The sequence below is a fragment of the Streptomyces sp. WAC 01529 genome (assembly GCF_003945545.1).
In the GTDB taxonomy this organism is placed as follows: domain Bacteria; phylum Actinomycetota; class Actinomycetes; order Streptomycetales; family Streptomycetaceae; genus Streptomyces; species Streptomyces anatolicus.
Map to the genome: position 1 here is coordinate 7389263 of NZ_CP029617.1, position 22908 is coordinate 7412170.

At 73.6% G+C, this 22908-nt stretch carries 21 protein-coding genes; 7 read left to right on the forward strand and 14 right to left on the reverse strand.

Annotation, left to right across the window (positions count from 1 at the left end; translation table 11 throughout):
- Window positions 1–10: 10 nt before the first annotated feature.
- Both DMA15_RS32800 and DMA15_RS32805 read right to left on the reverse strand, forming a co-directional pair.
- Window positions 11–955 (reverse strand): DMT family transporter, encoded by a 945-nt coding sequence (locus tag DMA15_RS32800; RefSeq protein ID WP_206302887.1) that lies wholly within the window; start codon window positions 953–955, stop codon window positions 11–13.
- Window positions 952–1875, reverse strand: coding sequence for a phosphatase PAP2 family protein (locus tag DMA15_RS32805; protein WP_125516311.1), 924 nt, complete (start codon window positions 1873–1875; stop codon window positions 952–954). The genes DMA15_RS32800 and DMA15_RS32805 overlap by 4 nt, the downstream gene beginning before the upstream one ends.
- Before the next feature lie 188 nt (window positions 1876–2063).
- Here DMA15_RS32805 and DMA15_RS32810 point away from each other — a divergent pair, with 188 nt between their 5' ends.
- Window positions 2064–2648: a TetR/AcrR family transcriptional regulator gene (locus DMA15_RS32810; protein WP_125516312.1), complete on the forward strand. Its 585-nt coding sequence runs from the start codon at window positions 2064–2066 to the stop codon at window positions 2646–2648.
- Between the two features lie 207 nt (window positions 2649–2855).
- Here DMA15_RS32810 and DMA15_RS32815 read toward each other — a convergent pair whose 3' ends face one another.
- From DMA15_RS32815 to DMA15_RS32830, 4 genes are all read right to left on the reverse strand, one after another.
- Window positions 2856–3800 carry a DUF2510 domain-containing protein gene (locus tag DMA15_RS32815; RefSeq protein WP_125516313.1) on the reverse strand — a complete coding sequence of 315 codons (945 nt, stop codon included), beginning with the start codon at window positions 3798–3800 and terminating at the stop codon, window positions 2856–2858.
- A 146-nt stretch (window positions 3801–3946) separates the two neighbouring features.
- The gene (locus DMA15_RS32820) at window positions 3947–5131 is read right to left on the reverse strand and encodes an anhydro-N-acetylmuramic acid kinase (RefSeq protein ID WP_125516314.1); all 1185 of its coding nucleotides are present in this window, start codon (window positions 5129–5131) and stop codon (window positions 3947–3949) included.
- 332 nt (window positions 5132–5463) lie between these two features.
- Window positions 5464–6450 carry an acyl-CoA dehydrogenase family protein gene (locus tag DMA15_RS32825; RefSeq protein ID WP_125516315.1) on the reverse strand — a complete coding sequence of 329 codons (987 nt, stop codon included), beginning with the start codon at window positions 6448–6450 and terminating at the stop codon, window positions 5464–5466.
- Entirely contained in the window at window positions 6450–7628 is a 1179-nt protein-coding gene (locus tag DMA15_RS32830; RefSeq protein ID WP_125516316.1) for an acyl-CoA dehydrogenase family protein, read from the reverse strand. The genes DMA15_RS32825 and DMA15_RS32830 overlap by 1 nt, the downstream gene beginning before the upstream one ends.
- Window positions 7629–7802: 174 nt before the next feature.
- Between DMA15_RS32830 and DMA15_RS32835 the strand changes: the two genes are divergently transcribed.
- The 4 genes from DMA15_RS32835 (at window position 7803) to DMA15_RS32850 (ending at window position 13339) form a co-directional block, all read left to right on the forward strand.
- Window positions 7803–8621, forward strand: coding sequence for an SDR family oxidoreductase (locus DMA15_RS32835; RefSeq protein WP_125516317.1), 819 nt, complete (start codon window positions 7803–7805; stop codon window positions 8619–8621).
- 120 nt (window positions 8622–8741) lie between these two features.
- Window positions 8742–9329 carry a TetR/AcrR family transcriptional regulator gene (locus DMA15_RS32840; RefSeq protein WP_125518156.1) on the forward strand — a complete coding sequence of 196 codons (588 nt, stop codon included), beginning with the start codon at window positions 8742–8744 and terminating at the stop codon, window positions 9327–9329.
- Between the two features lie 46 nt (window positions 9330–9375).
- Window positions 9376–10533, forward strand: a complete 1158-nt coding sequence (locus tag DMA15_RS32845; RefSeq protein ID WP_125516318.1) for an acetyl-CoA C-acetyltransferase — start codon at window positions 9376–9378, stop codon at window positions 10531–10533.
- 160 nt (window positions 10534–10693) lie between these two features.
- Window positions 10694–13339 (forward strand): tetratricopeptide repeat protein, encoded by a 2646-nt coding sequence (locus tag DMA15_RS32850; RefSeq protein ID WP_125516319.1) that lies wholly within the window; start codon window positions 10694–10696, stop codon window positions 13337–13339.
- Between the two features lie 190 nt (window positions 13340–13529).
- On the opposite strand, the gene DMA15_RS32855 is transcribed toward DMA15_RS32850, so the two are convergent.
- From DMA15_RS32855 to DMA15_RS32870, 4 genes are all read right to left on the reverse strand, one after another.
- Window positions 13530–14591 (reverse strand): nitronate monooxygenase, encoded by a 1062-nt coding sequence (locus tag DMA15_RS32855; protein WP_125518157.1) that lies wholly within the window; start codon window positions 14589–14591, stop codon window positions 13530–13532.
- Window positions 14592–14608: 17 nt separating this feature from the next.
- A complete protein-coding gene (locus tag DMA15_RS32860; protein ID WP_125516320.1) occupies window positions 14609–15391 on the reverse strand; it encodes a CoA-transferase in 783 nt (260 codons plus the stop codon).
- A complete protein-coding gene (locus DMA15_RS32865; protein WP_206302981.1) occupies window positions 15388–16263 on the reverse strand; it encodes a CoA transferase subunit A in 876 nt (291 codons plus the stop codon). The genes DMA15_RS32860 and DMA15_RS32865 overlap by 4 nt, the downstream gene beginning before the upstream one ends.
- 89 nt (window positions 16264–16352) lie before the next feature.
- A complete protein-coding gene (locus tag DMA15_RS32870) occupies window positions 16353–17108 on the reverse strand; it encodes an enoyl-CoA hydratase family protein (RefSeq protein ID WP_125516321.1) in 756 nt (251 codons plus the stop codon).
- Between the two features lie 68 nt (window positions 17109–17176).
- Here DMA15_RS32870 and DMA15_RS32875 point away from each other — a divergent pair, with 68 nt between their 5' ends.
- Together DMA15_RS32875 and DMA15_RS32880 are read left to right on the forward strand one after the other, a co-directional pair.
- Entirely contained in the window at window positions 17177–17941 is a 765-nt protein-coding gene (locus DMA15_RS32875; protein ID WP_125516322.1) for an SDR family oxidoreductase, read from the forward strand.
- A 44-nt stretch (window positions 17942–17985) separates the two neighbouring features.
- Entirely contained in the window at window positions 17986–18936 is a 951-nt protein-coding gene (locus DMA15_RS32880; protein WP_125516323.1) for an SDR family oxidoreductase, read from the forward strand.
- A gap of 55 nt (window positions 18937–18991) precedes the next feature.
- Here the strand turns inward: DMA15_RS32880 and pcaD are convergent, their stop codons facing one another.
- Genes pcaD through pcaH form a run of 4 tightly spaced genes read right to left on the reverse strand, consistent with a single transcriptional unit; the run spans window position 18992 to window position 22831 of the window.
- Window positions 18992–20128 (reverse strand): 3-oxoadipate enol-lactonase, encoded by a 1137-nt coding sequence (gene pcaD, locus DMA15_RS32885; protein ID WP_164551876.1) that lies wholly within the window; start codon window positions 20126–20128, stop codon window positions 18992–18994.
- On the reverse strand, window positions 20125–21513 hold the full coding sequence (gene pcaB, locus DMA15_RS32890) for a 3-carboxy-cis,cis-muconate cycloisomerase (protein WP_125516324.1): 1389 nt from the start codon (window positions 21511–21513) through the stop codon (window positions 20125–20127). The genes pcaD and pcaB overlap by 4 nt, the downstream gene beginning before the upstream one ends.
- Window positions 21510–22079 carry a protocatechuate 3,4-dioxygenase subunit alpha gene (pcaG, locus tag DMA15_RS32895; RefSeq protein ID WP_125516325.1) on the reverse strand — a complete coding sequence of 190 codons (570 nt, stop codon included), beginning with the start codon at window positions 22077–22079 and terminating at the stop codon, window positions 21510–21512. Before pcaG ends, pcaB begins: the two co-directional genes overlap by 4 nt.
- Entirely contained in the window at window positions 22079–22831 is a 753-nt protein-coding gene (pcaH, locus tag DMA15_RS37150) for a protocatechuate 3,4-dioxygenase subunit beta (protein ID WP_206302982.1), read from the reverse strand. Before pcaH ends, pcaG begins: the two co-directional genes overlap by 1 nt.
- Window positions 22832–22908 lie beyond the last annotated feature (77 nt).

Consider the following 22908-nt stretch of genomic DNA (forward strand, 5'->3'; position numbering starts at 1 on the left):
CCCGCGTCCCTCAGTGGGCGCGGGGCACCGCGCGTTCCAGACCGGCCACGTTCACCCCGCGGATGACACCCGGTTCCACTGCCTGAACGGGGATCGACGCCAGGAAGTCCGCCTCCGGCCCGCCCGCGACGGCCCGCGGTGAGCGCGTGAGCACCACGACCCCCAGCGCCGCCACCGCCGCACCCGCGACGGCGAGCAGGATCCCGCCGGCGCCGCCCCGCAGCCGCTCGCCGAGCAGTGCCACGCCGATGATCGAGGCCGCCACCGGGTTGGAGAGGGTCACCACGGCGAGCGGCGCGCCGAGGCCGCCCCGGTAGGCGGTCTGCGAGAGCAGCAGCCCCCCGGCGGCGAGCGCCGCGACGAGCAGCGCCACGATCACGACCTGCGGGCTGAGCAGCGGGCCCGAACGGTCGGTCACGGCGACCGTCACGGTCTGCGTCAGCGCCGAGGCCACCCCGGAGGCGAAGCCGGACGCGGTCGCGTGCCGCAGTCCCGGCCGCGCGCCCGGGCGGGAGAGCATCCCGATGACCGCCATCGTGGCGGCGGCCACGACCAGCGCCTCGGGCACCGTCAGCGTGTCGTCCGGCGCCGGTCCCGTGGCGGTCAGGAGCAGCGCGCCCAGGCCGATGAGCGTGAGCCCGGTGCCTCGCCACTCAAGGCGCGTGACCCGGCGCCCCGCGAGCCGCGCGCCGAGCGGCACGGCGGCGACGAGGGTGAGCGCCCCCAGCGGCTGGACCAGCGTGAGCGGTCCGTACTTCAGGGCGGCCACGTGCAGCAGCGCGGCGGCCGCGTTGAGCCCGACCGACGACCACCAGGTGGTGCTGCCGAGCATCCGCAGGACCCCGCTCTCGCCCTCGGCGACCCGCGAGGCGAGCCGCTCCTGGGCGACGGCGGCGGCCGCGTACGCACCCGCCGAGACGAGGGAGAGCGCGACGGCGAGAAGCGTGGCGTTCACTGTCCGGCCCCTGAGGGGATCAGTTCGGAGGAGGGTGCGGGAGAGGAGGGTGAGGACGGAGAGGAGGGTGAGCGGGCGGGCTCCGGCTTGAGCGGAGGCGCGGGCTCGTTCTCTGGGCGGGTCGCCGCGGACCTCCGTACGACCAGCGAGCGGGCCGGACGCGGCAGCCGGATGACCGCGAGCGCGATGCCGAGCAGGGCCGTCGCCACGAGCGCGTCGAGCCAGTAGTGGTTCGCGGTGCTGACCACGACGAGCAGGGTGAACAGCGGATGCAGCAGCCACAGCCAGCGCCACCGCGTCGAGGTGGCGGCGATCATGCCGATGGCGAGCATCAGCGCCCAGCCGAAGTGCAGCGAGGGCATGGCCGCGAACTGGTTGGCCATGGTGTCGGTCGCGGGCTTTGCGGCGTAGACCGAGGGCCCGTACACCTGCGCCGTGTCCACGAGGTGCGCGGCGTCCAGCATCCGCGGCGGCGCGAGCGGGAAGCCGAGGTGGAGCACGAGCGCGGCCGCGGTCAGCGCGGCGAGCACCCGCCGCGACCAGACGTAGTGCCGGGGGCGGCGCGCGTACAGCCAGACCAGGAAGAGCAGCGTCGCCGGGAAGTGCACGGTCGCGTAGTAGGTGTTCGCGACGTGGATCAGCGTCTCGCTGCTCAGCAGGGCGTCCTGCACGGCGCCCTCGCCGGGCAGGCGCAGCGTCCGCTCCGCGTCCCACACGCGGTGCGCGTTGCGGAAGGCCTCGCCGGTGTGGCCGTTGGCGAGCTGCCTGCCGAATTTGTAGACGAGGAAGAGTCCTACGACGAGGAGGAGCTCGCGGACGAGGGGCGGTCGGGCAGATGTGTCCGGCTTCCGGACGGTCGCGTCCGGCTCCCGGACTGCTGAGTCCGGCTCCCGTTCGGCAGGCTCGGTTCGGGATTCCATCCCCCGGCCCCTTTGCGTGATGACTGGTGGTGCGAATGGTGGTGGTGCGGTGCCGAGCGAGTCGCCTCGCTCATCGATACGACAATGTACCGATACGTCAGTGTACCGATACGACGGCGTACCGGTACACTGGCGTATCGAAGAGGGCCGATCGCGCTGATCCGGCCGCCGTACCGAGGGGAAGAGCCATGACGTCGACGTCGAGTCGCTCGAAGATCACGCCCGAGCGTGAGCAGGAGTTCTACGACGCCGTCCTCGACCAGCTCCGCGAATGCGGCTACGAGGCTCTGACCATGGAGGGCGTGGCCGCCCGCACCCGGTGCAGCAAGTCCACGCTCTACCGCCAGTGGAAGACCAAGCCCCAGTTCGTGGCGGCCGCGCTGCGGGCCAACCGCTGCGTGCGGTTCGCGGGAATCGACACCGGCAGCCTCGCCGGGGACCTGCGCGAGGCGGCCCGGGCCGCGGGCGAGCAGTCGGGGCGGGACACGATGCTGGTCCAGGCGCTCAGCCACGCGGTCCTCCAGGACGTGGACCTGCAACGGGTGCTGCGCGAGACCCTGGTCGAGCCGGAGCTGCAGGCCATGGACGTGATCATCCGGCGCGGCGTGGAGCGCGGCGAGATCCCCGAGGGGCACCCGGCGGTGGAGTTCGTCACGGTGCAGCTGTTCGGCGTGCTGCGGGCGAGGCCGATCCTCGAGGGCGCGCACGCCGACGGCGCCTATCTGACCCGTTTCGTCGAGGCCTGCGTGCTGCCCGCGCTCGGCCTCACCTGATCGTGGGCCCGAGTCCGGTGGATGACGGGACTCGGGCCTGCCCGCGCCGCACCGTGGGGACGGGGGCGGCGCGCACCCCCGGGCCGGACGGGGTTCCTCCTGAGCGGCGAGGAACCCCGCCCGGCCCCTGGGGCGTACACACCCCGCCCGGCCCCTGGGGCGTGCACACCGCGCGCGTGCCTCGCCCGGCTCGCGCGGTGACGCGTGCTACACGTCCTGCCCGGCTCCCGCGCCGCCGCCGGTCGGCCCCGCCTCGATGCCCTTAACGATCTTGTCCATGGTGGACGGCGAAGGGGCCTGGTCGTTGTCGTCGATGCCCATGCGGATGATGACGAGCTTCGACTTGTCGGCCGGGGAGGGGAAGGCGAGCGATTCGACGTAGCCGTCGTCGCTCTTCTGCGTGATGGCCTTCCAGCGGACGTGGTAGCCCTTCTGGCCCGCCACGGTGATCGGCTTCGAGGCCAGCACCTTGTGCGAGGTGATGCGGCCGTAGGTCTTGCCGCCGTACCCCTGCTTCGCGTTCCGCTTGATGTCCGCCTTGGCGGCCGCCTCGGGCGTCTTGGCGTCGATGTCCAGCTTCTCGGCGGGCTGGGAGTACGCGCTGCCGCGCGTGCACTGCTCCTCGGGATTGCCGGGACACGGGATCGGCTCCGTCTGGACCGCGGCGCCGAACTTGGTGGGCACGCCGAGCCAGTTGTCCGGTACGGGGATCTTGATGCCGTTCACCGAGTCGTTCGCGAAACCGGAGTCCTGTTCCGGGGACTTCGGGTCCTGCGAGCCGTCCGGGGAGCGCGGTGCGTCGGGCGTCCTCGGGTTGCCGGGGTCCTTCGGGGCGCCGGCCGACGGCTCCTTGGCCGCGGAGTCGCCCTCGCCCCCGTCGTCATCGGCGGTCAGGGCGTACACGCCGCCGCCTATCCCGGCGAGGACGACGAGCACCACGCCGACGGCTATCGCGACGCGCAGGCCGCGCCGTGGCGCGGGGTCCTGCCCCGGATGGGCCGGAAAGGCCGACTGGGTCGGATACGCGTGCGTGCCCGCGGCGGCGCGCACCTGATCCGTCCATACGTTCCCGTCCCACCAGCGCTCGGTGGGCGGACCGCCGGCGGTCTGGCCGGGGTCGGGGTACCAGCCTGGGGGAGTCATCTGCGTCATGGGCGCCAGAGTATGAGCCCCGCGTGAAAGCGGCATGAGAGGGGGGCGTCAAAGGCGAGACGAACGGGCGATCGCTCTTGGCACTCGGCGCCCTCGCGTCCAGCGCCGCGGGCGACCGGCGAGGCGATCGGCAGGACGGCGGTGGCCTACCGTCCCCGGCTTCCATGGCCGTTGAGGACCAGCCGGGTCGGGGCGTCCTTCTCGGGGATCGCCTCGGGCCACGGCATGCCCCCGCGCCCCGGTGTGATCGAGCCCAGCACGCTCGCGTGACGTGCCCCCGTGCTCGTCGGGACCGTTCCCGGCAGGCCGTGCAGGGTAAGGAAGCCGAGGACCGCGAAGGCGTACGCCTCCTTCGCCGCGGACGGCAGCCCCAGCTCGTCGGAGGAGCGCACCGGGATGCCGCCCCCCAACTCGGCCCGCAGGAAGGCCATCAGCACCGGATTGCGCGTGCCCCCGCCGGAGACGACGACCTCCGACGCCCTCACCGAGCGGACGGCGTCGGCGGCCGTGCGGGCGGCGAGGCGGGTGAGCGTGGCGACGACGTCTTCCGTGGGCAGGGCCTCGTACCCCTTCAACGCCGTACGCAGATACGGCAGATGGAAGAGTTCCTTGCCCGTCGTCTTCGGTGCCGGACGCGCGTAATACGGCTCGGCGAGGAGACGGTCGAGGAGAGCCGTGTGAACCGTGCCCCGGGCGGCCAGCTCACCGTCCATGTCGTAGGCGAGGCGGCCGCCCGTCGCCTCGCTCACCGCGGCGTCGAGCAGGGCGTTGGCGGGGCCCGTGTCGAAGGCCGTGCCGTCGGCGGCGGTGATGTTCGCGATGCCGCCGAGGTTCAGCGCGGCGGGAGCGCCGGGGCGGCCGCTCAGCCACATCCGGTCCACCAGGCTGACCAGGGGCGCGCCCTGGCCGCCCGCCGCGATGTCGCGTGGGCGGAAGTCGGCGACCACCGGGAGCCCCGTGGCCTCGGCGATCCAGGCGGGCTGGCCGATCTGGAGGGTGCCGTGCACCTGCCCCTCCGCCACCCAGTGGTAGACCGTCTGACCGTGCGAGGCGACCAACTGCGCCCGCCCGTCGCACAGTTCGCGGTCCGCCTCGACCGCGGCGGCGGCGAAGGCGCGGCCGATGGCGGTGTCCAGGCGGCAGACGTCGGCGAGCGTGGTGGTCGCGGGCGGCAGCGCGGCGGCGAGCGAGGCGCGCAGCCCTTCGTCGTAACCACGGCTGATCAGCCCGAGAGGGGTGAGCGTCAGACGGTCCCCGTCGAGGGTCAGATCGGCCGCTGCCGCGTCGATCGCGTCGTACGAGGTCCCTGACATGAGCCCGATCACGCGCACGTGGGGCCTCCTTCTCGGTCGGCTCACCAATGAGCTTGATCATCGCATCCCGTGGGAGGCGGGTGGCGCGTCTTCCCCGAACGCGGCACGGGGTGCAGCCGCGTACCGGCCCCGCTCGGCCGGTTCAGCGCGCTTCACGGGAGCGCGGGAGGCGCGCCCGGCCGTGGCCGAGGCGCGGGGTGCGTCTCCCGCGCGGGCCGTGCGCCGAGCGCCCGCCCTCTGCGCCGCGTGTCCGCCTGGCGTCGCGCTCGCCCCTTCACTCGGCGAGGACCCACGTCACCTCTCTCTTCGGTATGGACCCCCGTCACCTCTCAGCTGGGCCAGGGCCCACCTCACCCCCACCCCGCGAGGGCCCGGCCCCGCCACACCCCCGGGTCCCCCCACGCCCCGCGCAGCGCCCGCGCCTTGGTGAGCCACAGGGAGAGGTCGAACTCCGCGGTATACCCGATCGCCCCGTGGAGCTGGAGCGCGGCGCGGGACGCCCCGTATGCCGCCTCGGCCGCCGTCACCTTGGCGGCGGCGATGTCCCCCGGCGCCATGGTCAGCGCGGCGCCGAGCACCAGGGGCCGGGCGAACTCCAGCCGGATCAGGACGTCTGCCAGCCGGTGCTTGACGGCCTGGAACGACCCGATCGGTGTCCCGAACTGGCGGCGCTGCTTCACGTACGCCACCGTCCTGTCGAGCAGTGCCAGCCCGACGCCGAGCGCCTGCGCGGCCGTGGCGAGCGCCGCCCAGTCCGTCGCGTGCCGTGCCGCGGCGGCCACGGCGGGGCCGGTGGCGAGCAGTTCACCGCCGGGCAGCGGCGCGGCCAGCCGCCGAGCGGGGTCGAGGGACCGGCGCACGCGCGCGTGCCCGGGTGCGAGCCGCAGCTCACCGTCGGCCACGGCGAAGACCAGGCCCGCCTCCTCCGCGTCGAGCGCGTACGGCCCCCCTTCGGGCAGCGTCAGCGTCGCGCACGCCGCCCCCGAGGCGAGCGAAGGCAGGAACCGCTTGGCCGGTTCCGGCTCGCCCAGCTCCGCCAGGCGCGCGAGCAGCGCTTCGGCCGCCACCGTCTCCACGGCAGGACCCGGCACCGCGTGCCGACCCAACTCCACGAAGGCGACAGCCGTTTCGACGGGCAGCGGGCCAAGTCCCTCGTACGCCCGCGGCACCGGCAGCGCGAACACCCCCGCGTCCGCGAGCCGCGCCCATACCGCGCGCCCCGGCCCGTGGTCGCCCTCGCCCCACGCGCGCGTGGCCGTCACCGTGTCCGCCGCACCCAGCATCGCGTCGAGCGAGCGTGCGAAATCGCGCTGCTCGTCGTCGAGGAGAAACCTCATCAGCGGCGTCCCTTCGGCAGTCCGAGCAGCCGCTCGGCGATGATGTCGCGCTGGATCTCGTTGGTCCCGGCGTAGATGGGCCCGGCGAGCGAGAAGACGTACCTCTCCATCCAGTCCTGCCCGGCCGCCGTGCCGTCGGCCAGCTCGCCCTCGGCGCCCAGCAGATCCAGCGCCGTCTCGTGCAGCGCGATGTCGTACTCCGACCAGAAGACCTTGTTGAGGCTGGACTCGGCGCCGAGCGTCTCCCCGGCCGCGGAGCGCGACGCGCAGGCCCAGGTGAACAACTCATAGGCGCGCGCCCCGATGACGGCGTCGGCCACCCGGTCGCGCAGCGCGGTGTCCGCCGGGTCCCCCCGCGCCCGCCACCGCCGCGCGAGACGGTCGGCGGCGGCGAGGAAGCGGCCGGGGGAGCGCAGCGTCAGACCGCGTTCGTCGCCCGTGGCCGCCATGGCGATACGCCAGCCCTGGCCCGGCTCGCCGATCACGTCCTCGTCGGGCACGAAGACGTCGTCGAGGAAGAGTTCGGCGAAGGCGGGCTTGCCGTCCAGGCGGCCTATGGGGCGGACCGTCACCCCGTCCGCGTCGAGCGGGAACATCAGATACGTGAGCCCCCGGTGCGGCTTGCCCGCGGCGCCCGCACCGGTGTCGCACGGCTCGCTGCGGAAGAGCCCGAACGCGCGGTCGGCGAACGCGGCCCGCGACGACCACGTCTTCTGCCCGCTCAGCAGCCAACCGCCGTCCGTGCGGCGGGCGGTGGAGCGCAGCGACGCCAGATCGGAGCCCGACTCCGGCTCCGACCAGGCCTGTGCCCAGATCACCTCGCCGGTCGCCATGGAGGGCAGCACCCGCGCGCGCTGTGCGGCGGTGCCGAAGTCGAAGAGCGTCGGCGCGAGCAGGCTGATGCCGTTCTGCGAGACCCGGCCCGGGGCGCCCGCCGTGTAGTACTCCTCCTCGAACACCAGCCACTTCACGGTGTCGACGCCCCGACCGCCGTACTCCTCGGGCCAGGACACCACCGACCAGCGGTCGGCCGCCAGCTCGCGCTCCCACTCCCGGTGGGCCGCGAAACCCTCCTCGGTCTCCAGGGAGGGCAGCGGCGCGGCCGGTACGTGCGCCGCGAGCCAGTCACGCGCCCGCTGCCGGAACTCCCCTTCCTCGGCGGTGAAGTCGAGGTCCATCAGCCCACCTCCCAGAGTTCTTCTCCCACACTTCCCTAACAAGTGTTTGGTAGGTTACCGTGTGGGCAGTCAAAGAGTCGAGGGTCAGTAGCCGTCAGGCCGGAAGTTCAGAAGCCAGAAGCCGAAAACCGAAAGCCATAAGTCGGAACGCAGCACCGAGCCGGAGGGCCGCCCATGGACGCACCCGTTTGCCCGCCGGGACACGACCTGCTCGCGGGGCGCACCGCCGTGATCACGGCGGCGGCCGGAGCGGGCATCGGTGGCGCCACCGCGCGCCGCTTCCTGGAGGAGGGTGCGCGCATCGTCATAGGTGACGCCCACTCCCGCCGCACCAAGGAGGCGGTGACCGCGCTCGCCGAGGAGTTCGGGGCGGACCGGATCGACGGCGTCCCGTGTGACGTGACCGTCGAGGCGCAGGTCCAGGACCTGTTCGAGCTGGCGGAGCAGCGCCACGGCCGTCTGGACATCGTGGTGAACAACGCGGGCCTCGGCGGGACGGCCCCGCTCGCCGAGATGACCGACGAACAGTGGGGCAAGGTCATCGACGTGACGCTGAACGGCACGTTCCGGTGCACGCGCGCCGCCCTGCGCCGCATGCGGGCGGACCCTCCCGGCGGTGGCGTCGACCGGGGCGGTGACGGCGTCGACGGCGGGGTGATCGTGAACAACGCCTCGGTGCTCGGCTGGCGCGCGCAGGAGGGCCAGGCGCACTACGCCGCCGCGAAGGCCGGAGTCATGGCCCTCACCCGCTGCGCGGCAATCGAGGCGGCCCCCCACGGCATCCGGGTCAACGCGGTGGCGCCGAGCCTCGCCGTCCACCCCCACCTCGCGAAGGTCACCTCACCCGAGCTGCTCGAACAGCTCACCGCCCGCGAGGCCTTCGGGCGGTACGCGCAGCCGTGGGAGATAGCCAACGTGATCGTCTTCCTGGCCAGCGGCTACTCCTCGTACATGACGGGCGAGACGGTCTCGGTCAGCAGCCAGCACGCCTAGGCGGAGAATGACCGTGTGTCGAAACCGAACCAGAGCGCCAGCGAACCGAACCAGCGCACCAACGAACCGAACCAGCGCACCGGCGCACCGAAGCAGACCGCCGGCAAGAAGAAGCCGCAGGTGAGTCCCTCGCCCGAGCGCCGACGCGAACTCCTCGGCATCGCCGCCGACGTCTTCGCCGAGCAGGGTTACAACGCCACCACGGTCCGCAAGATCGCCGACGCCGCCGGCATGCTCGCCGGCAGCCTCTACTACCACTTCGATTCCAAGGAGTCGATGCTCGAAGAGATCCTCCGCACCTTCCTCACCGAGCTGTGGGACGGGTACGACTCCGTGCTCCAGGCCCAGCTCGGCCCTCGCGAGACGCTTGAAGCGCTCGTCACCGAGTCCTTCCGGGAGATCGACCGGCACCGCGCCGCCGTCGCGATCTACCAGAAGGAGTCCAGGCACCTCGTCGCCCAGAAGCGCTTCCAGTACCTGTCCGACTCGCAGCAGCGCTTCGAGAAGGCCTGGCTGACGACGCTGGAGCGAGGCGTCGCGGAAGGCGTCTTCCGCGACGACCTGGACATCCGGCTCGCCTACCGCTTCGTGCGCGACACGGTCTGGGTCGCCGCGTCCTGGTACCGCCCCGGCGGCGGCCACAGCCCCGAGGAGATCGCCCGCCAGTACCTGTCGATGGTCCTGGACGGCATCTCCGTACGCACGTAGAGCGGCGCGCCGTCCCACGGCGTCCACGACCGAGGAGTACGCAGTCATGGCCGAGGCCTACATCGTCGAAGCGGTCCGCACCCCCGTCGGCAGGCGCCAGGGAGGGCTCTCCCGGGTCCACCCCGCCGATCTCGGCGCCCACGTCCTCAAGGCCCTCGTCGCGCGCACCGGCATCGACCCCGCCGCCGTGGAGGACGTCGTCTTCGGCTGCCTGGACACGGTCGGGCCGCAGGCCGGGGACATCGCCCGCACCAGCTGGCTCGCCGCCGGACTGCCCGAAGAGGTCCCCGGCGTGACGATCGACCGGCAGTGCGGATCGTCCCAGCAGGCCATGCACTTCGCGGCGCAGGGCGTCCTGTCCGGTACCCAGGACCTCGTCGTCGCGGGCGGCACGCAGAACATGTCGATGATCCCCATCGCCTTCGCCTCCCGGCAGGCCGCCGCACCGCTCGGCCTCACCGAGGGCCCGTACGCGGGCAGCGAGGGCTGGCGCGCCCGGTACGGCGACCGGCCCGTGAACCAGTTCCACGGCGCGCAGCTGATCGCCGCCAAGTGGGGCATATCCCGCCGCGACATGGAGGAGTTCGCCCTCCGCTCCCACCTGCGGGCGGTCCGCGCCATCGACGAGGGCCGCTTCGACCGCGAACTCGTCGCGTACGGCGACGTGACCACCGACGAAGGCCCGCGCCGCGACACGACCCTGGAGAAGGTGGCGGGCCTCAGACCCGTCCTGGAGGACGGCACGATCACCGCCGCCTGCTCCTCACAGGTCTCGGACGGCGCCGCCGCACTGCTCATCGCGAGCGAACGCGCCGTGCGGGAACACGGGTTGACGCCCCGCGCGCGTGTCCACCACCTTGCCGTGCGCGGCGAGGACCCCATCCGGATGCTCTCCGCGCCGATCCCCGCCACCGCGCACGCGCTCAAGAAGACCGGCATGACCATCGGCGACATCGACCTCGTCGAGATCAACGAAGCGTTCGCGCCGGTCGTCCTGGCCTGGCTGAAGGAGACCGGCGCGGACCCGGAGAAGGTCAACGTCAACGGCGGTGCGATCGCCCTCGGCCACCCCCTCGGCGCGACCGGCGTGAAACTGATGACGACCCTCCTGCACGAACTGGAGCGCACAGGCGGCCGGTTCGGGCTCCAGACGATGTGCGAGGGCGGCGGCCAGGCCAACGTGACGATCATCGAACGCCTCTGACCGCCCCTTCGTACGCCCCCGGGAGCCCCAGCCGCGCACAGGAAACGGACTCCCCCTCACCCCTTGTGGGAGTACCTGCGCCGACCGCGCTCCACAGCGGCCCCGACCCGGCTAGTCTCGACTTCTGTACGTCGATTGAGCGACCCCGGGAGGTAGCGCGATGACGCATGGACGGCCCGGAGGAGCCGCCGTGGCCCCACTCTGGGAGCGCGACGTCGAACTCGCCGCGGTGACCCAGGCCGTCGAGGAGCTGTGCGCGGACTCGACGAGCGGGGGAGGCCTGCTCGCCTTCAGCGGAGAGGCCGGCATCGGCAAGACCGCGCTGCTCGCCGAAGTGCGCCGCATCGCCGAGGCCCACGGCGCCACGGTCTGGTCGGCACGCGGCGGCGAGGCGGTCACCTCCGTCCCCTTCAACGTCGTACGCCAGCTCCTCCAGCCCGAACTGGTCTCCTTCTCACCCGACGAGGCACGCGAATACCTCGGCGACTGGTACGAGATCGCGGGCCCGGCCCTCGGCGTGGTCGAGCCCGGCGGACGCCAGGCGGACCCGAAAGCCGTCTGCGAAGGCCTCGTCGAAGCGGTCTCCCGCCTTGCCCAGCTGAAATGGCCGCTCGCCCTGCTCATCGACGACGCGCACTGGGCCGACCAGGAGACGCTGCACTGGCTCGCCGCGTTCGCCCAGCGGCTGGCCGAACTGCCCGTGCTCGTCGTGATCGCACACCGGCCCGGCGAGGCCAAGGACGGCGGCGCACGCCACCTGGCAGAGGTCACCGCCACCGCCCGCACCTTCAGCACCCTGCGCGCCCTCACCCCGGACGCCGCCGCGGGCCTCACCCGCGCCACGCTCGGCGAGCACGCCGACGCCCCCTTCTGCCGCGAGGTGTGGGCGGTCACCGGCGGCAATCCGTACGAGTCGGTCGAACTCCTCGCCAAGGTCCAGGACAGCGAACTGGAACCGGTCGAGAGCTCGGCGGACGCGCTGCGCGCCCTCAACCGCACGGCCAAGGGCCACGGACTCATCGCCCGCCTCGAAGACCTCGGCACCGATGTCACCCGCTTCGCCTGGGCGGCCGCCATCCTCGGCACCGCCATCTCCCTCGACACGGTCACCCGGCTCGCCGGAATGTCCCGCGCCACCGCCGAGGCGTGCGCGGAACGCCTGTGCACCGCGCGCATCCTGATCCGCGACGCGGAGGGCCTGGAGTTCGTCCACCCGCAGATCGCCAGCACGGTCTACCGCTCCATCCCCGGGGCGACCCGCACCGCCCTGCACGGCGTGGCCGCCGCGGTCGTCACCCACGACGGCCGGAGCCCCGCGGCCGCCTCCCGGCACCTCCTCGAGGTCCATCCGGAGGACGACCCCGAAGTGGTCGAGCAGCTGCGCCGGGCCGCCGCCGAACACCTCGCGGTCGGCGCGCCCGAAGCGGCCCGCCGCTGTCTGGAGCGGGCACTGAAGGAACCACCGCTGCCCGAGATCCACGCGCGCGTGCTCTACGAACTGGGCTGCGCCACGCTGCTCACCTTGCCCGCCACCACCATCAGGCATCTGCGCGAAGCGCTCTCCATGCGCGGCCTCGACCAGGAACTGCGGGTCGACGCGGTCTGCCGCCTCTCCCAGGCCCTCGTCCACAACGACCAACTGGAAGAGGGCCTGCGCGCCATCGACGAGGAGGTGGAGCGCCTCGACGAAGGACCCGCCCGGCTGCGCCTGCAAGCCGTCCACTACATGTGGGAGGGCATCCACGCGGGCGAGGAGGACTCGCCGGGACGGTCACGGCGGCTCGCCGCGCTCGCCGGTCCGCTCAGCGGCCGCGACAACTCCGAACGCGCCCTGCTGATCCTGCGCGCCTTCGACGCCATGACCCGCGGCGAGAACGCGGAGCTGGTCGTCGAGCTGTGCGACCGCGCCCTCGTCAACGGCCGCCTCGCGCCCGGCCTCGGCTGGACCGACACGGAATGGAGCTTCGAACTCCGGCTGATGCTCGGCGGTTCGTACGCCTTCGCGGACCGGCTCGACCGCGCCGAGAGCCTGTTCACCGAGGCCGTGCGCGCGTACGAGACAGCGGGCTGGAGCGGCGGGCATCTCGCCCTCTCGCACGCCTTCCTCGGCTATGTGTACCGCAGGCGCGGGCGGCTGATCGACGCCGAGAGCTCCCTGCGCGAGAGCCTGCGCCTCGCCGACCGCGTCGGCCAGGGGCTGCCCATGCACTGGGAGGCCGCCAGCATGCTCGTCGACACGCTGCTGGCGCGCGGGCACATCGACGAGGCGGGCGCGATCGCCGACCGCTACGGCTTCGCGCCGCCCTCCGCCTCCACGATCTACGTGCCCGACGCCCCCTGCGTACGCGGCAGGCTGCTGCTCGCCCTCGGGCGCACGAGCGAGGGCCTCGCCGAACTGGAATCGACGGCGAAGGCGCTGACCGCGCGCGGCCAGTACAACACCGTGCTCGCGCCGTGGGCCTACGACCTCGCCCGCGCCCTGGCCCACGAGGATCCCAGGCGGGCCGCCCACCTCGTCTCCGACGCCCGTATGCAGGCCGAGCGGTTCGGCACGGACACCGCGATCGGCGAGGCGCTGCGGTGTGCCGCCGCCCTGGAGAGCGGGGCGCGATCCATCGCCCTCTACCGTCAGGCCGCCACCTATCTGGAGGCCTCGCCCTGCGCGTACGAGCACGCGGTGGCCCGGGTGGAGTACGGGATCGCCGCCGGTTCCGCGCCGGATCTGGAGCGGGGGCTTGCGTTGGCGCGGAGCTGTGGGGCGGATGGGCTTGTCGCGCAGGCGCGGTTGGCCCTGGGGCGGGGGTGAAGGCGCCTTCGGTTGGGCCCGCCGGTCCGCCGGGCGGTGCCGATGCTGACGCCTCGGGGCTCTGCCCCGGACCCCGGTCCTCAATCGCCGGACGGGCTGAATCCAGGCCCCCTGGGCCTAGCCGTGCACGTCGCCCGGGCCCGGGCTTCGGCCCACGGGCCTGAGCTTTAGCCCTCCCCGGACCTCGTCCTCAGCCCCCGTCCCAGCCCAGCCGTCTCAACCTGCCCATCACCTCCCCCGCCTCCACCATCACCCGCTCCACCAGCTCCGCGCACGACGGGAGGTCGTCGATCAGGGCCGTCACCTGGCCCGCGGCCATCACGCCCGCCTCCGGGCGGCCGTCCACCATCGCCGATCTGAGCAGCATCGGGGTGTTCGCCGCGAGGAGGAGCTGGCTCCACGTCAGGTCCTTGCCGTGCTTCATCGCCAGGCCGTCCCGTGCCATCCGCACCCAGCCAAGCCCGGAGACCTTCCGGAACGCCGCCGCGTGCCGCACCGCCCGGGCCGACGAAGCGATCCGGCCCGACCGCTCCAGGGCGGCGACCAGCTCCGTGCGCAGCATCCGGTGCGGCAGGCCGTCCACGCGCGTGGTGACCGTGATGTCCTTGACCGTGGCTGCCAGATAGCGCGCTTTGACCGCGTCCGGCACCGGTGAGTCCGACGTGAGCAGGAAGCGTGTACCCATGGCCACGCCCGCCGCGCCGTGGGCGAGCGCGGCGACCAGGCCGCGTCCGTCGTGGAACCCGCCCGCCGCGATGACGGGGATGTCCACCGCGTCGACGACCTGCGGCAGCAGTACCGTCGTCGCCACTTCGCCCGTGTGGCCGCCGCCCTCGCCACCCTGCACGAGCACCGCGTCCGCGCCCCACGCGGCGACCTTCTCCGCGTGCCTTCGCGCGCCGACCGAGGGGATCACCACCACGCCCGCGTCCTTCAACTCGGCGATCAGCTCCCTCGACGGCGCGAGCGCGAAGGACGCGACCCGCACCCCCTCCTCGACGATGATCCGGACGCGGTCCCGCGCGTCCATCGCGTCGGCCCGCAGATTGACCCCGAACGGCGCGTCCGTACGGGACTTGACCTCGCGCACGGCCGCCCGCAGCTGCGCGACCGTCATGGTTGCGGAGGCCAGGATGCCGAGCGCCCCCGCGCCCGCCGTGGCCGTCACCAGGCGGGGGCCCGCCACCCAGCCCATCCCGGTCTGCACGATCGGGTGCCGCACCCCGACCAGCTCGGTCAGCGGGGTCTCGATGACGGGCGGGCCCGCCGTCACGCGCGCACCTCGCGCTCGCGCAGGCCTCGCGGGTCCACCACGTCCCGTATCAGCCGCAGCTCCTCGTCGGTCGGCTCGCGGGTGCACGGGACGCCGTCCTCCGGCACGGCGAGGGTGAAACCGGTGGCCTCGCGCACCTGGCCGAGCGTGACGCCCGGGTGCAGGGAGACCAGCCGCATCGCGTGATCCGGCGTCGCGAAGTCGAAGACGCCGAGGTCGGAGACGACGCGGCGCAGATCGTGGAAGCGGGTCGCGGAAGGCCCCGCGGCGGCCGCGCTGTCGTAACCGACACCGCTGATCATGTCGACCTTCTCCACGAAGACCCGTGTCGAATGCCTCGGGATCCAGTAACTCACCGGGTTGTTGATCGTGTTGGCGGGGGCGCCTCGCACGCCGAGCAGCTGCCGCCGCGGACGCTCCCAGTCGCCGACGCAGGAGATGTTCTGATTCCCGAAGCGGTCGATCTGGCTGGCGCCCATCATCACGTGCCGCCGCCCGCCCATCACCATCGTCAGATGCCTGCGGTACGGAAGCCAGCCCTCCGTCACGCTCGACGCGGCGCCCACGGCAGGCACATCGCCGATCAGCAGCGCCTCGCCGTCCGTGAGCAGCAGCTCGGGGGCGAAGGTCAGCTTCGCCAGGCGCGCCCCGATGGCCGGGACCGTGCCCATGGGGGACGCGAGGATCTCGCCGTCGCCGCGCCAGGCCTCGGCGCAGGCGACCACGCAGTACTCGGCACGGGTGGTGGTCCGCCCCCTCGTCGCACCGGTCTGCGTCATCGCTGCTCCTTGTGCCAGGCCTGGACGGCCAGTTGGTAGTCCTGCTCGGTGCCGGCGAGGAAGCGGTCACGGAAGGCGCCCCACGCCTCGGGGTCGGCCGCGGCGGTGGCGTACGCCTTCTGGAAGGGCTCGTCGCGGCCGTAGTCGGGCGCGCAGGACGTGAAGTGCGCGCCCTTGGGCGTCTCGGTCACGCCCGTCACCGCGTGCCGGGAGATCAGCATCGTCTGGGGCGCCGCGTGCGCGGTGAGCTGCCCGGAGTCGACGATCCGCTCGCACGAGACGTACGCGCTGTCGGAGGCCTCGCAGAACAGGTCGTCGAAGTAGGGGTCGGGGCCCAGATACTGGCCGTTGCCGAAACGGTCGGCGCGGTTCATGTGCACCAGCGCCGCGTCCATGCGCAGGGCGGGCACGGCGACCAGCTCCTCGCCGTCCTCGTACGGCGAAGTGACCGTACGCAGCCGGGGGTTGACCCGCATGACGTCCGAACCGAGGCCCGCGCGGATCGGCAGGAACGGCAGCCGCTGGGCGCCCGCGGTGAGGCCCTGCATGAACATCGCCTCGTCCAGCTCGACGAGTTCGAGGGCGCCACGCTCGCGTGCCGCGCGGAAATGCGGCTCCAGGGGGATCGAGTCGAGGGTCGTGAACGCCGTGATCAGCTTGCGGACACGGCCCGCCTCGGCGAGCAGACCGACGTCCGGGCCGCCGTACGACACGACGGTCAGGTCCGTGACATCGGACCGCAGCAGCGCGCGCACCAGTGCCATCGGCTTGCGCCGCGAGCCCCAGCCGCCGATGCCGAGAGTCATCCCGCTCTCCAGGCGCCCCACGATCTCGTCGGGCGTCATCACCTTGCCCGGCCGCACCCCACCCATCGCCCCCATGCCTGCCCGCACCTCACCCGTCGCCCCCATGCCTGCCCATGCCTCACCCGTCGCCGCCGAGGCCGTCCGTGCCGTGTGGGTCATGCCCTGCCCTCCCCTTGCGTCCCGAAGTCCTCGCGGATGCGGTCGGCGAGGCCGCTGAGGTTCGCCTCGAAGGTGAAGCCCTGCTCGAAGCGGTAGCTGCGGTGGACGTCCACCGGGTCGATGCCGTTGATCGACGCCTTCGCGAACCGCAGCAGCGTGCCGTCCTTGCGGGCGATCTCCCGCGCCAGCTCCAGTGCCGCCTCGCGCAGTTCCGCGCGCGGGACGACCCGCCACACCGAACCGTGCGCGTGCAGCTCGGCGGCCGTCACCGTGCGCGAGGTGTAGTACAGCGCCCGCATCAGGTGCTGCGGGACCAGGCGGGCCAGATGGGTGGCCGCGCCCAGCGCGCCCCGGTCCAGCTCGGGCAGGCCGAAGGTGGCGTCCTCGCTCGCCACGATCGCGTCCGCGTTCCCCACGAGGCCTATGCCGCCGCCCAGGCAGAAGCCCTGCACTGCGGCGACCACCGGCACCTCGCAGTCGTACACCGCCGAGAAGGCCGCGGAGCAGCCGCGGTTGGCGCCGATCAGCGCGTCGTGGCCGCTGTCGCGCCGCAGCTCCTTGATGTCCACGCCCGCGTTGAACCCCCGGCCCTCGGCCGTCAGCACCACACAGCGCGTGCCGGGGTCGCGCCCCGCGGCGCGCACGGCGTCGGCCAGGTCGAACCACCCCTGCGCGGGAAGGGCGTTGACGGGCGGATGGTCGACCGTGACGACGGCCACGCCCTTGTCCGGGACGGAGGTGGAGACAGACATCAGAGGATCCGCTACCTTTCGACCACACGCCTTCAACCAAACATTTGTTAGTTGGAAAGGTAGCAGCGATGACTGACACCCGACAGGTGGTCGTCGTCACCGGCGGCACCCGCGGCGTCGGCGCCGGAATCGCCCGCGGCTTCCTCGCCGCCGGGGCGCGGGTCGTCGTCTGCGCCCGTAGAGCGCCCGACAGGCCCGTCGAAGCCGCGGGCGCCACCGCCGAGTTCCGCCCGCTAGACCTGCGGGACGCGCAGGCCGCCCAGGTCTTCTTCCGCGAAGTGGCCGCCGAGCACGGCAGGGTGGACGCCCTGGTGAACAACGCGGGCGGCACACCCTTCGGCCTCCTCGCCGACACCGCCCCGGCCCGCCAGGCCAAGGTCGTCGAACTGAACCTGCTCGCCCCGCTGTACGCCTCGCTCGCCGCGTACGACGTGATGCGCACCCAGGAGGCGGGCGGCAGCATCACGATGATCGGCAGCGTCAGCGGCACCCGGCCGTCCCCGGGCAGCGGTGCGTACGGCGCCGCGAAGGCCGGCCTGGAGAACCTCGCCCGGACCATGGCGGTCGAATGGGCGCCCTCCGTGCGGGTCAACACCGTCGTCCTCGGCCTCGCCCGCACCGAGAGCGCCCACCTGCACTACGGCGACGAGGAGGGCGTCGCCAGAGTCGCCCGCACGGTCCCGCTCGGCCGCCTCGCCGACCCCTCGGACGTCGCCGACGCCTGCGTCTTCCTCGCCTCCGACCGCGCCCGCTACATCAGCGGCGCCGCGCTCCACCTGCACGGCGGCGGCGAACGCCCCGCCTTCCTCGACGCCGCCTCCGTCAACCGCTGAACGTCACCAAGCCAACCGTTGAACGTCACCAAGGGAGTTGCCGCATGACCGCACCCGCCGCCCCGTCCGCCTCGCCACCCGGCCGGCCGGGCATCTGCGCGGACCGCGTCGTGATCGTCACCGGCGCGGGCCGTGGCCTGGGCCGCGCCCACGCGCACGCGTACGCGGCCGAGGGCGCCAAGGTCGTCGTCAACGACCTCGGCGTGGGACCGGACGGCTCCGGGGTCTCCGGCGGGCCCGCGCACGCGGTGGTCGGGGAGATCCGCGCCGCGGGCGGGGACGCGGTCGCGCACGGCGGTGACATCGCGACGTCCGAGGGCGCGGCCTCGCTGGTGCGGGCCGCCCTCGACACGTACGGCCGCCTGGACACCCTCGTCAACAACGCGGGCTTCCTGCGCGACCGGATGCTGGTCAACCTCGGCGAGGACGACTGGGACGCCGTCATGAGAGTCCACCTGAAGGGGCACTTCCTGCCGCTGAAGCACGCGGGCGCGCACTGGCGGGCCGAGGCGAAGGCCGGGCGCGTGCCGCACGCGTGCGTGGTCAACACCAGCTCGGGAGCGGGCCTTCTGGGCAGCGTCGGGCAGGGCAACTACAGCGCGGCGAAGGCCGGGATCCTCGGCCTCACCCTGGTCGCCGCGGTGGAACTGGCCGCCTACGGAGTACGCGTGAACGCCATCGCCCCCGCCGCCCGCACCCGCATGACGGAGCAGACCTTCGCCGACACGATGGCCGCCCCCGAGCCCGGTGCCTTCGACGCGATGGCCCCCGAGAACGTCTCCCCGCTGGTCGTCTGGCTGGGCTCCACCGCCTCCGCGGGTGTCACCGGCCGCGTCTTCGAGGCGGAGGCGGGCCGCATCACCGTGATGGAGGGCTGGCGCCCCGGCCCCACCGCGGACAAAGGCGCCCGCTGGACCCCGGCCGAGGCGGGCGAGGCGGCCCGGAGACTGCTTGCCGACGCGCTGCCGCCGGGACCGGTGTACGGGGCGCGGTGAACGGGCACGCGCGCGTGCGGGTCACCCGGCCCCCTGTCCTGCGCGGCGCCCTCTGCTACTGCTCCTCCGCGAGGACCCGCTGGGCCACCGCGAACGCCGAGTTCGCCGCCGGGACTCCGCAGTAGACCGCCGTCTGGAGGAGGACCGCGCCGATCTCCTCGGGGGTGAGGCCGTTGCGGCGGGCCGCGCGGATGTGCAGGGCGAGTTCGTCGAGATGGCCGTGGGCGACCAGCGCGGTCAGCGTGATCAGGCTGCGCTCGCGGCGCGGCAGCGTGGGGTCGGTCCAGATCTCGCCCCACGCGTAGCGGGAGACGAAGTACTGGAAGCGGGCCGTGAAGGACGTGGTGCCGGCCTGGGCGCGGTCGACGTGGGCGTCGCCCAGTACCGCGCGGCGCACGGCCATGCCGCCGCCCTCCGCGCGGGCCGGGTCGGCGAAGTGGGCGCGCAGGGCGGCGGCCACGGCGGCCGGGCGTTCCGCGGGCGCCAGGTGGGAGGCACCGGCGAGTTCCATGAGGGACGCGTCCGGTACCGCGTCGGCGATCTCCCTGGCGTGGGCGGGCGGTGTCGCCGGGTCCTCACGTCCGGCGATCACCAGTGTGGGCGCGGCGATCGACGCCAGGGCCTCCCGCAGGTCGTACGCGGCCAGGGCGTCACAGCACGCGGCGTACGCGCCCGGATCGGCGGCCCGCAAGTCCGCCACCAGGCCGGGCACGGTGAAACCGGGTGTGAACCAGCGCTGCGGCGCCGACTCCGCGAGCCCGGCCAGGCCCTCGCGGCGCACGGTCGCGGCCCGCTGCCGCCATGGCTCGGCGCCACCGAAGTGGGCCGAGGTGCAGATCGCGGCGAGACGCGTCACGCGCTGCGGATGGTGGGCCGCGAGGTGCAGTCCTACGGCGCCGCCCAGGGAGACACCCGCGTACGCGAAGCGGTCGACGCCGAGCGAGTCGGCCAGCGCGAGGACGAGTCCCGCGAGATCGGCGACCGTGGCGCCGGGACCGATCAGGTCGGCGGGGGAGCGGCCGTGGCCGGGCAGGTCCCAGCGCACGACCCGGTGGGCGGCGGAGAGTTCGGGCGCGACCGCGTCCCACAGGGCGGTCGACGTACCGAGAGAGGGGCCCAGAAAGAGCGGGGGAGCGGTGTCCGGTCCCTCCGTGATCTGGTGCGGCAGCCTGCCGGTCGTGTCGAGGGTCAACGTCGCTCCAGGGCGCGGTCGGTGAGGGTGCCGGCGGAACCGGTGTAACGGGTGGGGTCGGTGATTTCGCCGAGGTCGAGGCCGAGGTCGGGGCCGACGTCCTTCAGGGCGGGTTCCTCCGCCAGGATCTGTGCGAGGACCTCCGCCAGGATCTGCGCGAGTGTGCGCCCCTCGGCGCGCGTACGCCGTGCCGCGTCGGTGAGGAACTGCTTCGCGCGGGCCTGACCGAGCAGGGGCGTCAGCTCGGCGACGAGCCGCTCGGAGACGATCAACCCGCCGCTGAGATGGAGATGTTCACGCATGGCCTCCGGGTGCACGCGCAAGCCCTCCGCCATCTCGGCCGCGTCCCGGGCGGCGCCGCCGACCAGGCGGAGCAGGTCGCGCAAGGGCTCCCACTCGGCGTGCCAGGCGCCCGCCGGCCGCTCGTCCTCGGCCACCAGCGAGCCGTACAGGGTCGCCGCGAGGGCGGGCGCGCGGCGCGCGGCGGCGGCGATGAGCGTGGCGCGGACCGGGTTCGCCTTGTGGGGCATCGCGGACGAGCCACCCCCCGCCCCTTCGGAGACCTCGGCGATCTCCGTGCGGGAGAGCGTGAGGACGTCCGCGGCCGCCTTGCCGAGGGCCCCCGCGGTGAAGGCGAGGGCGCCCGCGAGGTCGGCGACGGGGGTACGGAGGGCGTGCCAGGGCAACAGCGGCTCGGCGAGCCCCAGCTCGCGCGCGAAGGCCGCGACAAGGCCGCCACAGGCCTCGCGGCGCCCCTCACCCGCACACAGTCCGCCCCTCCCATACACCCCGAACACCGCCAACGTCCCCGCCGCGCCCCCCAATTGCGCCGGAAGCGTCCCCCGGGCCCCCGCGACCCGGTCCCGCGCGTCGAGCACGAGTGAGCGCCACCCCGCCGCCTTCAGGCCGAACGTGGTCGGCACCGCGTGCTGCGTCAGCGTGCGGCCCGGCATCACCGTGTCCCGGTGCCGCGACGCGAGACGGGCCAGCGCGCTCTCCGCGCGGGCCAGGTCCGGGAGGATCAGGTCCAGCGTCCGCGCGGCGAGCAGCATCAGGGCCGTGTCGAGGATGTCCTGGCTCGTCGCGCCCCGGTGGACGTAGGGCGCCGCGTCGGCCGGTACCGCCGCCGTCAGCTCCGCCACCAGGGGGATCACCGGGTTTCCGCCCTCCCGCGCGCGGAGCGCGAGGGCGCGGGCGTCGAAGCGGCTCGCGTCCGAGGCCGCTTCCGTGACCGCCTCGGCCGCCCCCGTGGGGGCGAGGCCGACCGCCGCCTGGGCCCGCGTCAGTGCCGCCTCCGCGTCAAGGAGTGCCTGGAGGAAGGCGGGGTCGCCGGTCGCCTCCTCGGCGGCGGACCCGGCCCACCCGGGGGAGAACAGGCCGCTCACGAGAACTCCAGGAAGACCGTCTCGTCCGCCCCTTGGAGCCGGATGTCGAACCGGTACGTACGCGGCGCCTCGCTCCGCGTGATCAACGTGGCGCGCCGGTCGGTGTCCAGGGAGGCGAGCAGCGCGTCGCCGGGCTCGTCCACCACGTACGCGCGCGTGTAGAGGTGGTGCAGCAGCCCGCGCGCGAAGACGGCCAGCGAGACGTACGAGACGCCACCCGGCGGCAGCGTCCGCACCGCCCAGTGACCGTCCGCGTCCGTCGCCACCCGCCCGAAACCGGTGAACGCCACCCCGTCGCGCCCGATGACCTGTCCCGTCACGGGGTCGCGCCGCAGCGACCCGGGCGCGCCCGTCCGCGTGCCGTCCGGAGCGGGCTGCCAGGTCTCCACCAGGGCGTCGGGGACGGGCTGCCCCGCGCCGTCGTACACGTACCCGTGCAGCGTGATGGTGTCCGGGTGGCCGAGGGGCGCAACCTCGCCGCCGCGCGGGAAGGGCAGCGCGTAGCCGTAGAAGGGGCCGACGGTCTGGGAGGGCGTCGGAGGCGTGGGGAGCGCGTGCGGGGGCATCAGCGGTGGTCGCCTTCCTCGAAGAGGGTCGCGGACGGGCCGTCGAGAACGATGTCCCAGCGGTACCCCAGCGACCACTCGGGGACGGACAGATCGTGGTCGTACGCGCAGACGAGCCGCTGCCGCGCGGACTGGTCGGTCACCGAGCGCAGCACCGGGTCGTAGGGGAGGAGCGGGTCCCCGGGGAAGTACATCTGCGTGACCAGGCGCTGGGTGAAGGCCGTGCCGAAGAGCGAGAAGTGGATGTGCGCGGGGCGCCAGGCGTTGACGTGGTTGCGCCACGGATAGGCGCCCGGCTTGACGGTCGTGAAGGAGTACGTGCCGTCGTCGTCGGTCAGGCAGCGGCCGAAGCCCGTGAAGTGGGGGTCGAGGGGTGCCGGGTGCTGGTCCAGCTGATGGGCGTACCGCCCGGACGCGTTGGCCTGCCACAGCTCGACCAGCTGGCCGCGTACGGGGCGCCCCCGGCGGTCGAGGACCCGGCCGCTCACGGTGATCCGCTCGCCCAGCGGCTCGCCCTGGTGCTGTCGCGTCAGATCGCGGTCCAGGGCGGTGACGTCGGTGACGCCGAACGCGGGACCGCTCAGCTCCACCGCCTCGGGGTCCCGCAGCGGGACCAGCGGCCGCTTGGGGTGGCGGAAGTGGCTGCTGCGGTAGGGCGGGTAGTCACGCGGCGGATGGCCCCGCCCGTCCGACGCGGCCCGCGCCTTGGCGACCTCGGCGTCGATCGCCCCCTGACTGAGCCCGTCGGGCAGCGGCGCCGCGGAGGGGGAGGAGCGCGGCGGGGCTGGGGACGGGGAGGAGCGCGGCGGGGCTGCGGAGGGGGACGGCG

Excerpts from the sequence above, each read along its gene's own strand:
- DMA15_RS32835 (WP_125516317.1), top strand. The coding sequence starts at position 7,803 with ATGGACGCACCCGTTTGCCCGCCGGGACACGACCTGCTCGCGGGGCGC.
- DMA15_RS32850 (WP_125516319.1), top strand. The coding sequence starts at position 10,694 with ATGACGCATGGACGGCCCGGAGGAGCCGCCGTGGCCCCACTCTGGGAG.
- DMA15_RS32815 (WP_125516313.1), bottom strand. The coding sequence starts at position 3,800 with ATGACGCAGATGACTCCCCCAGGCTGGTACCCCGACCCCGGCCAGACC.
- DMA15_RS32880 (WP_125516323.1), top strand. The coding sequence starts at position 17,986 with ATGACCGCACCCGCCGCCCCGTCCGCCTCGCCACCCGGCCGGCCGGGC.
- DMA15_RS32825 (WP_125516315.1), bottom strand. The coding sequence starts at position 6,450 with ATGAGGTTTCTCCTCGACGACGAGCAGCGCGATTTCGCACGCTCGCTC.
- pcaG (WP_125516325.1), bottom strand. The coding sequence starts at position 22,079 with ATGCCCCCGCACGCGCTCCCCACGCCTCCGACGCCCTCCCAGACCGTC.
- DMA15_RS32875 (WP_125516322.1), top strand. The coding sequence starts at position 17,177 with ATGACTGACACCCGACAGGTGGTCGTCGTCACCGGCGGCACCCGCGGC.
- DMA15_RS32865 (WP_206302981.1), bottom strand. The coding sequence starts at position 16,263 with ATGGGTGGGGTGCGGCCGGGCAAGGTGATGACGCCCGACGAGATCGTG.
- DMA15_RS32805 (WP_125516311.1), bottom strand. The coding sequence starts at position 1,875 with ATGGAATCCCGAACCGAGCCTGCCGAACGGGAGCCGGACTCAGCAGTC.
- DMA15_RS32870 (WP_125516321.1), bottom strand. The coding sequence starts at position 17,108 with ATGTCTGTCTCCACCTCCGTCCCGGACAAGGGCGTGGCCGTCGTCACG.
- DMA15_RS32810 (WP_125516312.1), top strand. The coding sequence starts at position 2,064 with ATGACGTCGACGTCGAGTCGCTCGAAGATCACGCCCGAGCGTGAGCAG.
- DMA15_RS32830 (WP_125516316.1), bottom strand. The coding sequence starts at position 7,628 with ATGGACCTCGACTTCACCGCCGAGGAAGGGGAGTTCCGGCAGCGGGCG.
- DMA15_RS32860 (WP_125516320.1), bottom strand. The coding sequence starts at position 15,391 with ATGACGCAGACCGGTGCGACGAGGGGGCGGACCACCACCCGTGCCGAG.
- DMA15_RS32845 (WP_125516318.1), top strand. The coding sequence starts at position 9,376 with ATGGCCGAGGCCTACATCGTCGAAGCGGTCCGCACCCCCGTCGGCAGG.